This window comes from Nocardioides sp. W7, from assembly GCF_022919075.1.
Taxonomy (GTDB): Bacteria; Actinomycetota; Actinomycetes; order Propionibacteriales; family Nocardioidaceae; genus Nocardioides.
The window spans coordinates 2,577,470-2,592,112 of the sequence record NZ_CP095078.1 but is presented as its reverse complement, the minus strand read 5'-3'; the positions used below and the strand labels follow the sequence as shown (position 1 = coordinate 2,592,112).

Here is a 14,643-nt window from a genome sequence, read left to right as displayed (position 1 = left end):
CGGCGCCTCAGCGGGTCGGCAGCGTGGAGAGGTCCAGGGAGCCCGCCGCGTTGCGCGCGTCGTGGGCCTGGACCCGGTCCAGGTAGGCCTTCGACTTGTCGACCTCGGCCCCGAGGACCCCGATCGTCTGAGCCATCGAGTCCAGCGCCTTCAGCTTGAACTCGTCGATGGAGTCCATGGTGGCGTAGATGTTCTGGAAGGCCGCCTGCAGCTGCTCCATGCCGATCGTCGAGGACGCGGCCTGCTCCTGGATGGCCGCGGAGTTCTCGCGGAGCATCTCGGAGGTGCGCTGGATCATCCCGGACGTGGTGGTGTTCAGCGCCGTGATCTGGTCGAGGACCAGCTTCTGGTTGCCGAGGGCCTGGGCGACGATGACGGCGGTGCGCAGGGCCGAGATCGTGGTCGTGGACGCCCGGTCGACCCCCTTGATGAGCTCGATGTTGTTCTTGATGATGATGTCGATCGCGAGGTAGCTCTGGATCGAGACCGCGAGCTGGGTCAGCAGGTCCTGGTGCTTCTGGCGGACGTAGAACAGCACGTCCTGGCTGAGCGCCTTGGCCGCCTCGGGGTCGGAGAGCTCCAGCTCGGCGATCCGGGCCGCGAGCTTCGCGTCGAGCCGCTCGGCGACGTAGACGTACTGGTTGAGCCGGCCCATGGTCGCCCACAGGTTGGCCTTCTCCAGGTTGAGGGCGACGTTGTCCTTGGTCAGCTCGTCCTGGCCGTTGCGCAGGCTGTGCAGGATGCCGTTGAGCTGCGACTGCGCCGACTGGTACTTGCGGAAGTAGTCGGTCACCTTGTCGCCGAAGGGCAGGAAACCGAGCAGCTTCTTGGAGCCGGTCGCCTCGCTCGGGTCGAGGTCCTCGACCGTACGGCGCAGCTCCAGCAGCGTCTTGCCGACCTCGGAGCCCTGGGCGATGCCGCCCTCCTTCAGGGCCCGCACCGGCTGCTCGAGCATCCGGTTGGACGTCTCGGCGGCCTTGCGGATGTCGGCGTCGCCCATGGTGCGCACGCTCTCGGCCTGGGCCGCGAACTCCGGGCTGCCGGCCTGGCTGGTCCCGAGCGCGCTGAGGAAGGACTCGACCTTGGCGTCCAGCTCCGGCAGCACCTCGGCCGAGACCTGGGGTGCCATCTTGGGCGCGGCGGTGGCGGCGACCGGGGCGGGGGCCTCGGGCGCGGTCAGCGTGAGGACGGGCTCCGGCGGCGCCAGCGGCGCGACGGCGGCCGCGCCGGCGTCAGGTTCTCCAGCAGGTGTGGTCATGGGCATCTCCCGGGCGACATCGGTGGCTCCTGCGAGCCGCATGCGCGCAGTCTGACACGTCCCTCAATCTTGGTCTCGATACGCCGGTCGCGAGCTCGTCCCTCGGACGTTCAGGGTCTCGATACGCCGGTCGCGAGCTCGTTCCTCGCTCGCGCGGCTACTCGACCTGGCGCCCGGTCCCCGGCCTTCGCAAGCTCAGGCCGGGGGGCGCTCACTCAGACGTCGGTCGGCATGACGTTCGTGCCGTTCTTCATCCGCTCCCGGAAGCTGCCGGTCGGGAACTCCCGGTCCTTGAGCTTCTCCATGAAGCCACGCAGCGTGCGCTCGCCGTACACCGGGGCGACGTGGTCGACCACGGACCAGTACTTCGCCGCCTCGAGGTAGTACGCGACCGGCTTGAGCTGCTTGCTGACCTTGCCGAGTCGGGTGAGCCGGGCGATCTTCTTGTCCCAGGTCCTCATGGTCACGACCTCCCACTGCGGGTCGCGGCCGGTGACGTCGAACATCATCTCGCCGGCGCCCTTGAGGGTGACGGTGTTGTCGGCGCTCCACGGGCCGCCGACGGGCAGCACCCGGCCGAGGGCGTCCTCGTTGAGGACCTGGTTGACGATGAACTCCGCGAGGTCCTCGCGGGCGATCGGGTTGACCACGCTGTACTCGCCGTGGTCGAAGATCCGGTAGGCGAGGCCGTTCTTGACGTCGCCGAAGGTCGCGGACAGGTAGGGGAAGTACGCCGTCGGGCGCACGATCGTCCACGGCAGCCGGCCGTGGTGCTGGCCCATCAGCTCGCCCTCGACCTGGAGCTTGTAGACCTGCGGGATCAGCTCGGGCCGGTAGGCGCCGAAGTCGCTGATCTGGATGAACTGCCGTACGTCGTGGGCGACGGCCGCCTTGATGCCGTTGACGACCGCCTCGTGGTCGACGACCCGGCACTCCTCGGCGTCGTTGGGGCGACGGCCACTGAGCAGCGAGATCACCACGGCGGTCGGCGCGGCGGCGACCGCGCTCAGCACGTCGGCGGCGATCGTCGGGTCACCGACGACGACCTCGGCATCGGCGTACTCGGCCTCGTTCTTGGTCTCGGCTCTGCGGGCCAGCACGACCGGCCGGTAGCCGCGTCGGGCGAGCTCGGGCACCAGGGCGCGACCGATGTAGCCGGTGCCGCCCAGCACGAGCACCCGCTCGCCGCTGCCCGAGCCCGTGGGGCCGGTGACATAGGTCGTGGACTCGGTCGCGTGCAGGCGGTTGATCAGCTCGTGGCTGTGCTGCTGCGCGGCGGCGACGTCGAGGTTCGTGATCGTGCTGTAGGCCATGAATAGATCATATACACGATCTACTCGGGGAGGCGGACGGTCCAGGCAGGAAGCCAGAGCTGGGTGAGCGGCCCGATCGCGACGGCGTACAGGACGGTGCCGAGGCCGAGGGTCCCGCCGAGCAGCAGGCCGACCACCACGACCGCGACCTCGAGGCCGGTGCGCACCACCCGGAGCGATCCCCCGGTGCGCCGCGCGAGGCCGGTCATCAGGCCGTCGCGCGGGCCGCGGCCGAGCTGGGCGCCGATGTACATGGCGGTGGCGAGCCCGCAGAGCACGATCCCGCCGAGCATCAGCGCGATGCGCAGCGCCAGGGCGTCGGGGCGGTCCAGCAGCCACAGGGTCGCGTCGGCCGAGAGCCCGACGACGAACGCGTTGGCGATGGTGCCGAGACCCGGCCGCTCGCGCAGCGGGATCCACGCGAGCAGCACCACGAAGCTCATCACCACGACGGCCTGGCCGAGGGTCAGCGGCACGTGCCGGATCAGGCCGGAGTGCAGCACGTCCCAGGGCGCGAGACCGAGGTCGCCGCGCACCATCAGCCCGAGCGAGACGCCGTACGCCACCAGGCCGACGGACAGCTGCGGGAGCCGGCGACCGAGTCGACCGGCGCGGAGCTGGGCGATCGGGCCGAGCTCGGCGAGGGTGGGCCGCGCCCGAGGCGCGGTGGTGCTGCTCATGGTCCCAGTCTCGGCCGGATTGGACTGGTCCTGAATAGCCAATCCTGGAAGAGTGGCCTGCATGCCCCCGTCAGTCTCCGCCGCGAGGGTGGCCACCCTCGCCGGCGCCTTCGACCGCAGCCCGGCGTACGCCGGCCTCGCCGACGAGCTCGTCCTGCTCATCGGTGACGGCCGGATCCCGGCCGACGTACGGCTGCCGAGCGAGCGCGAGCTGACCGAGGTGCTCGGCGTCTCGCGCACCACCGTGACCCGGGCGTACGCCGTACTGCGCGACGCCGGGTACGCCGAGGCACGGCAGGGCGCCGGCACGTTCACCCGGGTGCCCGGCGGCCGGGAGCGCGCCCACGACCGGGCCCTGCTCCCCCGGCCCGGCGACCTGGACGCCATCGACCTCAACTGCGCCGCCGCGTCCGCGCCTCCCGGCCTGGTGACGGCGTACGCCGAGGCGGCCGCCCAGCTGCCGGCGTACCTCGGCGGGCACGGCTACTTCCCCGCCGGCCTGCCGGAGCTGCAGGCCGCGATCGCCCGGACGTACGACGACCGCGGGCTGCCGACCGACCCGGCGCAGATCATGGTCACGGCCGGCGCGCTCTCGGCCGCGGCGGTGGTCGCGCGGGCGCTCACCGGCAGCGGCGACCGGGCCCTGGTCGAGTCGCCGGTCTACCCGAACGCGACCGAGGCGATCCGGCTCAGCGGGGCTCGGCTGGTCGAGGCGACCGTCGACCCGGGCGGCTGGGACCTGGCCGCGATCGCGGCGACGCTGCGGCAGTCGGCGCCGACGATGGCCTACCTGATCCCCGACTTCCAGAACCCCACCGGCCACGTGATGAGCGACGCTCAGCGCGAGGAGTACGCCGCCGCGCTGCGGAGCACGCACACCGTCGCGGTGGTCGACGAGGCACACCAGGCACTGGCCCTCGACGGGCAGGAGATGCCACGACCGTTCGCGTCGTACTCCTCGGAGACGGTGACGATCGGGTCGGCGAGCAAGAGCTTCTGGGGCGGCCTGCGACTGGGCTGGATCCGGGCGCCGCACGGCCTGATGGAGCGGCTGACCCGGGCGCGGGTCGCACTCGACCTGGGCGCACCGGTGCTGGAGCAGCTGGTGCTGACCCGGCTGCTCGCCTCCGGGCCAGTGCTGCCCGAGCACCTGATGCGGCTGCGCGAGCAGCGCGACGCCCTAGCCGCGGCGGTGCGCGAGCAGCTGCCCGAGTGGACCTTCCGGCTGCCGACCGGCGGGCTCGCGCTCTGGTGCGAGCTGCCCGCCCCGCACGCGACCGCCCTCACCGCCGAGGCCGAGCGTCGAGGCGTGATCGTCGCCCCGGGGCCGATGTTCGCGGTGGGCGGAGGACTCGACCGCTTCGTCCGGATCCCCTGGACCCGCCCGGCCGCCGAGCTCGAGGAGGCTGTACGCCGGCTGGCCGAGGCGTGGGCGGTCGTCCGCGAGCGTCGTACCCCTGTCGACCGGACTGCCGGTCGGGTGATGGTGGCTTGAGAGAACTGGCGGGATAGTCCGTCACACCAGGGGTCCGATAATCGGAGAACCCGCCCAGGTGTGACGGACTACCCCGCCAGCACGTGCTCAGACCAGGCTGACGGCGCGCACCGAGGTGGCGTCGATGGCGGACTGGATCTCGGTCAGCACGTCGGCCGGGATGGCCGAGTCGACCGACAGGGCGACCAGCGCCTGACCGCCCTTGGCGTCGCGGGCGACCTGCATGCCGGCGATGTTGACCTGTGCGTCGCCGAGGATCTGGCCGACGGTGCCGACCATGCCCGGACGGTCGCTGTAGGTCAGGAACGCCAGGTGGTCGGTGGGCTCGATGTCGACGTCGAAGCCGTTGATCTCGACCAGCCGCTCGCGCTGGTTGATGCCGACCAGGGTGCCGCTGACCGAGACCTGCGAGCCGTCGGCGAGGGTGCCGCGCAGCGTGATCAGGTTGCGGTGGTCGGGGCTCTCGCCCTCGGTGACCAGGCGTACGGCGGTGCCGCGCTCGGCCGCCAGCAGCGGCGCGTTCACGTAGGAGACCTGCTCCTCGACGATGTCGCTGAAGACGCCCTTGAGGGCGGCCAGCTCGAGCACCTTGACGTCGAACTCGGTGATCTCGCCGCGGACCTCGACGTCGAGCTGCTGGGCGACCTCGCCGGCGAGACCGGTGAAGACGCGACCGAGCTTCTCCGTGAGCGGGATGCCGGGACGCACGTCCTCGGCGATCACGCCGCCCTGGACGTTGACCGCGTCGGGGACCAGCTCGCCGGAGAGCGCGAGGCGCACCGACTTGGCGACGGCGATGCCGGCCTTCTCCTGGGCCTCGTCGGTGGAGGCACCGAGGTGGGGGGTGGCGACGACGTTCTCGAGCTCGAAGAGCGGGCTGTCGGTGCACGGCTCCTTGGCGAACACGTCGAGGCCGGCGGCGGCGATCCGACCGGTCTTGAGCGCGTCGTACAGCGCGGCCTCGTCGACGATGCCGCCGCGGGCGGCGTTGACGAGCACCAGCTGCGGCTTGGCCTTGGCCAGCTGCTCGGCGCCGATCAGGCCGATCGTCTCGGGCGTCTTGGGCAGGTGGACCGACATGAAGTCGGACTCCGCGAGCAGGGTGTCGAGGTCGACCAGGCGGACGCCCATCTGCGCGGCGCGACCGGCCTGCACGTAGGGGTCGTACGCGATGACCTTCATGCCGAAGGCGCTCAGCCGCTGCGCGACCAGGACGCCGATCCGGCCGAGACCGACGATGCCGACGGTCTTCTCGTAGAGCTCGATGCCGGTGTACTTCGACCGCTTCCACTCGCCGTTCTTCAGCGCGGCGTGCGCCGGCGAGACGTGGCGGGCGGCGGCGAGCATCAGCGCGACGGCGAGCTCGGCGGCCGAGACGATGTTCGAGGTCGGCGCGTTCACGACCATCACGCCGGACTGGGTCGAGGCCTTGACGTCGACGTTGTCCAGGCCGACGCCGGCGCGGGCGACGACCTTCAGCTTCTTGGCGGCGGCCAGGGCCTCGGCGTCCACCTTGGTGGCGGAGCGGACCAGGATCGCGTCGACGTCCGCGATCGCGGGGATCAGCTCGGCGCGGTCGGCGCCGTTGCAGTTCCGGATCTCGAAGTCCGGGCCGAGCGCCTCGACGGTGGCGGGGCTCAGCTCTTCGGCGATGAGTACGACGGGCTTGCTCACAGCGGATGTCCTTCAACAGGTCGATCGGGAAGTGACGGGAACGCCTCGCCGGCCTCTTGCTGGATCCGGCCGGGGCGATCGTGCACGACGCTGTGCCGATCGCCACACTACCCGAGATATTCGGTGGCACCTGAATCGCCAACGGCCTACCGTGACGGAGTCCTATCGCCTCCCATCGGCAGGTCCCGTTGCTCCTCTGAGGAAGTCCTCACGCCCGGTTCCGAGCGCGTCCGCGCGCACCCGGCGTACCTCTCTCAGACCTCCCAGGAGCACCCGTGCAGTCCGCTGCGATCACCCTGTCCTCCGTCGGCTTCGCCTGGCCCGACGGCACCCCGGTCCTCACCGACCTCGACCTGCTGGTCCCCGCCGGTCGGGCCGGCCTGGTCGGGGTCAACGGCTCCGGCAAGTCGACGCTGCTCCAGCTCGTCGCCGGCGTCCTCTCCCCCACCTCCGGGCACCTCCGGGTGTCCGGCGAGGTCGGCTACCTGCCCCAGGACCTGACCCTCGACGTGGCCCAGCCGGTCGAGGAGTTCCTCGGCGTCGGGGCGGCCCGACGCGCGTTGCGGGCCGTCGAGTCCGGCGACACCGACCCCCACCTGTACGACGTCATCGGCGACGACTGGGACGTCGAGGAGCGGGCGGTCGCCGAGCTCGAGCGGCTCGGGCTGCCCGGCGACCTGCTGGACCGCCGGATCGGCGAGGTGTCCGGCGGCGAGGCCACCCGGCTCGGCCTGGCGCGGCTGCTGATCCGGCGGCCCGACGTACTGCTGCTGGACGAGCCGACCAACAACCTCGACCGCGCCGCGCGCGAGCAGCTGTACGACCTCGTCGAGACCTGGCCCCGCACCCTGCTGGTGGTCAGCCACGATCGGGAGCTGTTGGAGCGGGTGGACCGGATCGGGGACCTGCGTGGCGGGTCGGTGCGGTGGTACGGCGGCGGTTTCTCGTCGTACGCCGCCCAGGTGGCGGCCGAGCAGGGCGCCGCCGAGCAGGCGGTGAGCACCGCGCGGGCCGACCTGCGCAAGCAGCGGTCCGACCGGGTCGAGGCCGAGCGGGTGCTGGCCCAACGGCGGCGACAGGGCCGGCAGGCGCAGCTGGCCGGCGGGATCCCGAAGATCGTCGCGGGCATGAAGCGGAACGCGGCCGAGCAGTCGGCGGCGAAGTACCGCCGGGTGCACGAGGAGCGGCTCGACGCGGCGCAGGACCGGCTCGACGTCGCCGAGTCCCGGCTGCGCGAGGACCGTGAGATCCGCATCGACCTGCCCGGCACCGAGGTGCCGCGCGGGCGGGTGGTGCTGGCCGGCGGCGAGCTGGAGATCAACGGCCCCGACCGGGTGGGGATCGTCGGCCCGAACGGCTCCGGCAAGACCACCCTGCTGAACATGCTGGTCGGGCGGGCCCGGGTGCCGGTCGGCCACCTCTCCCAGCGGCTCGACCTGCTGGACGACGACCTCACCGTCGCCGAGAACGTCGCCGCGCGCGCCCCCGGCGCCGACCGCACCGAGGTCCGGTCGCGGCTGGCGCGGTTTCTGTTCCGTGGCCGGGCCGCGGACAAGCAGGTGGGCGCGCTGTCGGGCGGAGAGCGGTTCCGGGCGACGCTGGCCGCGCTGCTCCTGGCCGACCCGGCGCCGCAGCTGCTGCTGCTCGACGAGCCGACCAACAACCTCGACTTCGCGTCGTACGACGCCCTGGTCTCGGCGCTCGACTCCTACCGCGGCGCGCTGGTGGTCGTGAGCCACGACGCGGGGTTCCTGGAGGAGATCGGCGTGGAGCGGGTGCTCGACCTGGACCCGTCTCAGGACGCGGTGGCGCAGGTGTCCGCGCGTCCGGTCTCGGTCCAGACCGCACAGCAGGTGAGCGAGTAGCGGCCGAGCGCCTCGAGGTGGCCCCGCCACATCTTCACCGCCGGGTGGTGCCGCCAGCCGTAGCCGGGCACGGTCAGGCCGCGAACGACCTGGAGGCACTCGACCCGCTCATTGCCGAGCCGTCTGGCGTCGAGGGCCCGGGCGGACGCCTCGAAGTCGGCGTACGGGAGGAAGGTCTGCACCTGCCCCCCGGTGCCCGATCAGATGCCGAAGTACGGCGCCTCGAGCGGCCAGTCCTCGGAGATCCAGCGCGGCACCAGCTCGTCGAGAGCGGCCTCGACGGGCGACTCGACGTACTCGTCCCGCACCCACCACGAGATCACCGCGTCGGCGTCGGGCCGGTTGGACGGGTCGATGTAGACGCAGCCGATCAACTCGGTCTCGGCGGCGTCGAAGAGTGCGTAGTTGAAGGACTCGTGGGCCTGGATCTCGTCCCAGTGATGCTGCAGGTCCGCGCGGTCCTGCTCGGCGGTCATCGTCTCGGGCGGCCAGCCCCAGGCCTCGCCGTAGATCGACCAGAGCCGCTCGCGCGAACCCATCACGGCCGGCATGTCGAGCTCGGTGTCGTCGGCGTGGATCGGCCGGAGATGGTGGCCGGTCGACAGCTCGACGCGGGTGGGGTGCTGCCAGTCGGTGGGCAGCCAGGCGGTGGTCATAGCGGGATCCTGGCACCGAGAAGTCGGATGCGTCTCGGCCATTTCCCGTGCGAGGCTCCCCGGGTGCACCTCGAGACCGACCGCCTGCTGATCCGCCCCTGGACCCACGACGACGCCGACCGCGTGCTCGACATCCAGAGCCGGATCGAGGTCGTGAAGTGGCTGGGCGACGGCGAGCCGGTGCTGATGAAGGACCTCGACGAGGCGCACCAGCGCGTCGACCGGTACGCCGAGCGATCCGCCCACCCGCCGCTCGGCTTCTGGGCGGTCGAGGTGCGCGCGACCGGCATCGTCGCGGGCTCGGTGCTGCTGGTCACCCTGCCCAACGCCGAGGCCGGCGAGGTCGAGATCGGCTGGCACCTGCACCCGGACTCCTGGGGTCACGGCTACGCGAGCGAGGCCGCCCGCGCGGTGCTGGCGCACGGCTTCGACGCGGGACTGCCGGAGATCCTCGCGGTGTCGCATACCGACAACTACCCGTCGCAGGGCGTGATGCAACGGATCGGGATGAGCGACCGCGGCGTCGTCGAGCGGTGGTACGACGGCCCGTCCGCCCTCTTCGGCATCACCGCCGAGGAGTGGCGGGCCGCTCAGGGCTGATCAGGTCAGCAGGCTGAGCACCCACGTCGCCTGGGCTGATCCCGAGCCGCCGGCTGGCGCGAGTGGCGGGAGCCGGTGCTGGGTGGACCGCAGCTGAGGGCACGGCACCGGGGAGAACGACCGGGGCGCGACTGTAGCCCCGACGGGCGGTGCTGTGCCGCTTGTCGTCAGGACCGCAGGGTGTCGAGCGAGATGGTGCCGAGGTGGTCGCGTCTGAAGACCAGACCGTTCGGGCTTCGCCACACGAAGCTGGTGTCGTCGAGCTTGTCGTAACGCCACCTGGTGTGGGTCTTGGCCCGATGGTGCCGGCGGCAGAGCGGGGCGATGTTGCAGTCACAGGTGGGTCCGCCGCGGGCGGCGGGGTCGATGTGGTCGCAGTCGCACCGACGGGCCGGCTTGCGACACCACGGGAACACACACGAGTGCTGCAGCAGCACCTGGCGTTCGCGGAGCCGGTCCGGGGTCTCGTAGGCGTCCACGTGGACGTGACCAGCCAGGTCGATGACCGGCTTCACGACCACCTGCGTGTCGCCGTTGGCGCACCAGGTCCTTACCTGGTCGGCCGAAACGAACGAACGGGTCTCCTCCACGCGCGCCAGGTGCAGGTCGCTCCCGGCCCCGGCGAGCGCGGCTTCGGAGAGGTGCACGTGCAGGACCACCTGCCGCGGCCGCTTCCGCTGCCGGTCGTCGGGCTCCCCGGTGTTCAACTCCAACGACAGCTGGCGACGGGCCAGGTCGCCGACCGCGATCGAGCGGCGGATGTCGACCGGCACGTCGAGGCCGAGCTGGCCGAGCTCGCGGGCGCGGCGGGCGACGGCGTCCTCCAGGTCGAGGGCGTCGGCCAGATCCAGGGTGCCGTGGACGTCGACGGTGCCGTCGAAGGAGACCTGCTGGGACTCGATGTCGAAGTGCCGCTTCTCGAACGACGCCTCCCACCGCGCCTTCGCCTCGGCCGGGTCGTACGTCACCCGCGCCTCCTCGACCGTCCGGTCGAGCTGGGCGATCGAGACCTTGTGCGCCACCGCGTGCAGGTGCGCGTCCACATAGGCCGCACCCTGCATGGGGAGGTCGACGGTGGACTTCGCGATCCGCCGCGCCTTCCACGCCGGCAGGTCCAGCGCTTGGACCCGGCCGTAGATCCTCGGCAACCGGTGCGCGAGCTCGACCGCATCCCCGAGGTAGATCCGCCCAGCATCGGTAGAGAGTCCCAGCGCAGCGGCGAACTCCAACACACTGAACTCCGCCACCAACGGGGCACCCTCTCCGGCGATGGTGACCGCGTCCTGCGCACCGAAGAAGGTCACCGCAGCCTCGTCGAGAGAGTCGGTGGAGTGCATCGCCGCCCAGGCCACCGCGGACGCCAACAGATTCGCAGCGGCCCGGGCCTCGGCCTGCCGTTCGGCGCGCGCGAACGCGAGCAACGCGGATGCGTCGTCGCAGTCGTGGAGCTCACCGTTGGCCATACCAGTAATGTATTCGAGGCCACCGACAGTCCGGGTGTTCTTCCACAGCGGTGACCACGACGGTCGACCCGAAGCAACCGTAAGCCGACCAGCAGCCGCGACCAGGTACGACGAGTGCTGCGAACGACGAGCCCCTTATTTCATTGAACGTCTTCGAACCAACCTGGTGCCGAGCGGAGACCGCAACCCACCGCCGTACCCGACGCCATATGGAAGCTCACTGGATCTCGACAACGTCAGGCGCTGCGCGCCTTCCTGCTCGATCACCGGTCGGGCGCAGAGCGCCTTCCTGCTCGATCACCGGGTCAGGCGAAGAGCGACTGGCCGACGTACTCCCCCGGGGCCACGCCGGGCGGGACGGCGAAGAGGGCGGAGCCGGTGAACTTGAGGTACTCCATCAGCGCGTCGCTGGTGGACATCGCGTTCTGGATGGGGATGAAGTGCGTGCGGGGGTCGCGGACGTAGGCGATGAAGAACAGGCCGGCGTTCAGCCCGCCGAGGGCGTCGGAGCCGTCGACGAAGTTGTAGCCGCGGCGCAGCATCCGGGCGCCGTCGTGGAGGTCGGGGTGTACGACGCGGACGTGGGCGTCGACGGGGATGGCCGGCCCGTTCGATCCGGGCAGGTCGAAGTCCGGCTGCGTGTGCTCCTTGCCGCCCGAGAGCGGGGCGCCGGTGGCCTTGGTGCGGCCGACGAAGTTCTCCTGGTCGCCGAGGGGCTGGCGGTCCCAGACCTCGATGGTCATGTTGATCCGGCGCGCGACGAGGTAGGAGCCGCCGGCCAGCCAGGCACCTCGCGGGTCGTCACCTGCGCCGACCCACACGTGTTCGGCGAGGGCCGCGGCCTCCGAGGACTTCACGTTGGCGGTGCCGTCCTTGAAGCCGAACAGGTTGCGCGGCGTCTCCTCCCCCACCGACGTGGTCGAGGTGCGGCCGAAGCCGAGCTGTGACCAGCGCACCGCGACCGTGCCGAACCCGATCCGGGCGAGGTTGCGGATGGCGTGCACGGCGACCTGCGGGTCGTCGGCGCAGGCCTGGATGCACAGGTCGCCGTCGGAGCGGGCCGGGTCGAGGTTGTCGGCCGGGAAGTGCGGTAGCCGCTGCAGCGCCTCGGGCAGCCGCTCGGCGATCCCGAACCGGTCCCGCCCGTCGGCGTCGCGGAACAGCGACGGCCCGAAGCCGAACGTGATGGTCAGCCCGCCCGCCGGCAGCCCGATCGCCTCGCCGGTGTCGTCGGGCGGCAGGTTGGTCGCACCCTCGACCGGTCCGATCTCGCCGGCCGGGCCGCCCCGGGTCATCCGCTCGGCCGCCTCGGTCCACGCCTGCAGCAGCTCGACCAGCTCCTCGCGGGAGTCGGTGCGTACGTCGAAGGCCGCGAAGTGCAGCCGGTCCTGGACGGGGGTGTCGATGCCGGCCTGGTGCTCGCCGCGGAAGGGATACACCTTGGCCCGCGCCGGCCCGTCGGCTGAGGGAGCCGCGTCCGACGCGCGGCCGGCCACGAACGCACCGGCCACCCCGGCGGCGGCAGCACCGCCGCCGAGGAGGCCACGACGAGAGAATCGGGTCACGACACCATCATCCGCCTCGCTCAGGAGAGCACCGCAGCGGTCAGCTTCGAGAGCGGCTCGGACAGCGCGTTGACCGCGTCCGAGAGCGCCTTGACCTGCTCGGGGGTCAGGTCGTCGTAGAACACGAACCCGTCGCCGGAGCGCTGCGCGTCGAGGAGCTCCTGGAGCTCGGCGAACCGGGCGTCGAGCTGCTCGGCGAGCTCGGGGTCCTTCTGCTCGACCAGCGGGCGGACGCCCTCGTAGCCGACCTTGGCGCCGTCCACGTTGGCCTGGAAGTCCCACAGGTCGGTGCGCGACCAGTACTCCTCCTCGCCCGTCACCTTGCCGGTGGCGACCTCCTCGAGCAGGCCGCGCGAGCCGTTGGCGATCTGGTCGACGGTGAACTCCAGCTCCTGGATCCGGGTGTCCAGGGTCTCGGTGTTCGCCAGCAGGTCCTGGGCGTACGTCGCCCGCTCCTCGGGCGTCAGCGCCTGGTACTTCTCGGCGCGCGCCGGCCAGAGGTCCTTCTCGATCCTGTGCCAGCCGGTCCACTTCTGACCGGGCTCGAGGTCGGCCTCGCGGGCGTCCATCATCGGGTCGAGGTCGCCGAAGGACTCAGCGACCGTCTCGATCCGCTCCCAGTGGGTGCGCGCCACCGCGTAGAGGGCACGGGCGGCGTCGTCCTCGCCGCCCTCGTACAGCTCGACGAACTCGCGGGTCTTGACCAGCAGCTGGTCGGACTGGTCCTGGACGTAGGCGGCGTAGTTGGTCTGCGCCTGGGTGATCAGCTCCTGCTCGTCGGTGGAGACCTTCACCTCCTCCTCGGAGTCGGTCACCGTGAAGGCGTCGCGGATGCCGTCGCCGGTCATGCCGGGCTTGCAGGCGGTGACGTACTCGCCGGCCGGGGCGTTGACGGTGAGCTTGCGGCTGATGTTCGGGCCGACGTTCTCGACCTCGGCGACGATCCGCAGGCCGTCGTCCCCGAGCAGGTAGAACTCCGTGACCTGGTCACCGGTGTTGGTGACGTCGAAGGTGAGCGTGCCGGCCGGAGCCTCGGTGGCCGAGAGCTCGCAGGCCTCCGCCGAGGAGGCCACCGTCAGCGACCGGGGGTCGTCGGGGTCGCCGCTCGCGCCGTCGGTGTTCTCGGCGCAGGCCGCGAGGGCCGGGATCGCGACCAGCAGGCTGGTCACGAGGATCGCTTTACGCATCGGCTGTTTCTCTCTCGATGGGAGTGGAACGGCGTCGGACGCCGAGGACGAACAGGGTCATGACCGGCACGGCGTACAGGAGCCAGGCCGCGGCCTCCAGCCACGTGGTGGCCGGGGAGAAGTTGAAGACGCCCTTCAGCAGCGCGCCGTACCAGCTGTTGACGTCGACGGTGTCCGAGACGTCGAAGGCCAGGTTGTGCAGACCGGGCAGCACACCGGCCTCCTGCAGGTCGTGGACGCCGTACGCCAGCACCCCGGCGGCCACGATGATCAGGAACGCGCCGGTCCAGGTGAAGAAGCGCGAGAGGTTGATCGAGACCGCGCCGCGGTAGATCAGCCAGGCCAGTACGACGGCCGTCGCGATGCCGAGCCCCGCACCGAGCAGCGGCTCCCAGGTCGGCGGCGCGACCCCGCCCGCGTCGCGGGTGCCGGCGCGGGTCGCGGACCACAGGAAGAGCGCGGTCTCCAGGCCCTCCCGGCCGACGGCGAGCACGGCGACGACGACGAGCGACCAGCGACCGCCCTCGGCGGCGACGTCGATGCGTCCGCGCAGCTCGCCCGAAAGGCTGCGCGCGGCCTGGGCCATCCAGAAGATCATGTAGGTCACGAAGCCGACCGCGACGATCGAGAGCGACCCGCCGATCAGCTCCTGCGCCTCGAAGGTCAGCGTCTGCGGACCGTAGGTCAGCGCCGCTCCGAAGGCGAGGCTCACCGCGACGGCGAGCGCGACCCCCGCCCAGATCCGCGGGAGCAGGTGACGCCGGTCGGTCTTGACCAGGTACGCCACCACGATGCTGACCACCAGGCCGGCCTCGAGGCCCTCGCGGAGGCCGATCAGATAGTTGGCGAGCACGAACCGAGATCGTACGCCGTCCGTTTAGGACTGC

At 71.4% G+C, this 14,643-nt stretch carries 13 protein-coding genes; 3 read left to right on the top strand and 10 right to left on the bottom strand.

The window, feature by feature from the left end; all coding sequences use genetic code 11:
* Positions 1-7 precede the first annotated feature (7 nt).
* The 3 genes from MUB56_RS12280 to MUB56_RS12270 all read right to left on the bottom strand — a co-directional run bounded on the left by MUB56_RS12280 (position 8) and on the right by MUB56_RS12270 (position 3,251).
* Complete coding sequence (locus MUB56_RS12280) at positions 8-1,258, bottom strand: toxic anion resistance protein (protein WP_244932179.1); 1,251 nt, start codon at positions 1,256-1,258, stop codon at positions 8-10.
* 215 nt (positions 1,259-1,473) lie between these two features.
* Positions 1,474-2,571, bottom strand: coding sequence for an NAD(P)H-binding protein (locus tag MUB56_RS12275; RefSeq protein ID WP_244932178.1), 1,098 nt, complete (start codon positions 2,569-2,571; stop codon positions 1,474-1,476).
* 20 nt (positions 2,572-2,591) lie between these two features.
* Complete coding sequence (locus MUB56_RS12270) at positions 2,592-3,251, bottom strand: hypothetical protein (RefSeq protein WP_244932177.1); 660 nt, start codon at positions 3,249-3,251, stop codon at positions 2,592-2,594.
* A gap of 61 nt (positions 3,252-3,312) precedes the next feature.
* Here MUB56_RS12270 and MUB56_RS12265 point away from each other — a divergent pair, with 61 nt between their 5' ends.
* Positions 3,313-4,746, top strand: a complete 1,434-nt coding sequence (locus tag MUB56_RS12265; protein WP_244932176.1) for a PLP-dependent aminotransferase family protein — start codon at positions 3,313-3,315, stop codon at positions 4,744-4,746.
* A gap of 87 nt (positions 4,747-4,833) precedes the next feature.
* On the opposite strand, the gene serA is transcribed toward MUB56_RS12265, so the two are convergent.
* Positions 4,834-6,420 (bottom strand): phosphoglycerate dehydrogenase, encoded by a 1,587-nt coding sequence (gene serA, locus MUB56_RS12260; protein ID WP_244932175.1) that lies wholly within the window; start codon positions 6,418-6,420, stop codon positions 4,834-4,836.
* Between the two features lie 275 nt (positions 6,421-6,695).
* Between serA and MUB56_RS12255 the strand changes: the two genes are divergently transcribed.
* Positions 6,696-8,285: an ABC-F family ATP-binding cassette domain-containing protein gene (locus MUB56_RS12255; RefSeq protein WP_244932174.1), complete on the top strand. Its 1,590-nt coding sequence runs from the start codon at positions 6,696-6,698 to the stop codon at positions 8,283-8,285.
* On the opposite strand, the gene MUB56_RS12250 is transcribed toward MUB56_RS12255, so the two are convergent.
* Positions 8,216-8,467 carry an MSMEG_6728 family protein gene (locus tag MUB56_RS12250; protein WP_244932173.1) on the bottom strand — a complete coding sequence of 84 codons (252 nt, stop codon included), beginning with the start codon at positions 8,465-8,467 and terminating at the stop codon, positions 8,216-8,218. The genes MUB56_RS12255 and MUB56_RS12250 overlap by 70 nt on opposite strands.
* A gap of 18 nt (positions 8,468-8,485) precedes the next feature.
* Positions 8,486-8,941 (bottom strand): GNAT family N-acetyltransferase, encoded by a 456-nt coding sequence (locus MUB56_RS12245; protein ID WP_244932172.1) that lies wholly within the window; start codon positions 8,939-8,941, stop codon positions 8,486-8,488.
* 63 nt (positions 8,942-9,004) lie between these two features.
* Here MUB56_RS12245 and MUB56_RS12240 point away from each other — a divergent pair, with 63 nt between their 5' ends.
* The gene (locus MUB56_RS12240; RefSeq protein ID WP_244932171.1) at positions 9,005-9,541 is read left to right on the top strand and encodes a GNAT family N-acetyltransferase; all 537 of its coding nucleotides are present in this window, start codon (positions 9,005-9,007) and stop codon (positions 9,539-9,541) included.
* Between the two features lie 167 nt (positions 9,542-9,708).
* Here the strand turns inward: MUB56_RS12240 and MUB56_RS12235 are convergent, their stop codons facing one another.
* The 4 genes from MUB56_RS12235 to efeU all read right to left on the bottom strand — a co-directional run bounded on the left by MUB56_RS12235 (position 9,709) and on the right by efeU (position 14,609).
* Positions 9,709-11,004 carry an HNH endonuclease signature motif containing protein gene (locus MUB56_RS12235; protein ID WP_244932170.1) on the bottom strand — a complete coding sequence of 432 codons (1,296 nt, stop codon included), beginning with the start codon at positions 11,002-11,004 and terminating at the stop codon, positions 9,709-9,711.
* Positions 11,005-11,309: 305 nt separating this feature from the next.
* Positions 11,310-12,569, bottom strand: a complete 1,260-nt coding sequence (efeB, locus tag MUB56_RS12230) for an iron uptake transporter deferrochelatase/peroxidase subunit (protein WP_244932169.1) — start codon at positions 12,567-12,569, stop codon at positions 11,310-11,312.
* A gap of 20 nt (positions 12,570-12,589) precedes the next feature.
* Positions 12,590-13,756: an iron uptake system protein EfeO gene (gene efeO / locus MUB56_RS12225; protein WP_244932168.1), complete on the bottom strand. Its 1,167-nt coding sequence runs from the start codon at positions 13,754-13,756 to the stop codon at positions 12,590-12,592.
* Positions 13,749-14,609, bottom strand: a complete 861-nt coding sequence (gene efeU, locus MUB56_RS12220) for an iron uptake transporter permease EfeU (RefSeq protein ID WP_244932167.1) — start codon at positions 14,607-14,609, stop codon at positions 13,749-13,751. The genes efeO and efeU overlap by 8 nt, the downstream gene beginning before the upstream one ends.
* Positions 14,610-14,643 lie beyond the last annotated feature (34 nt).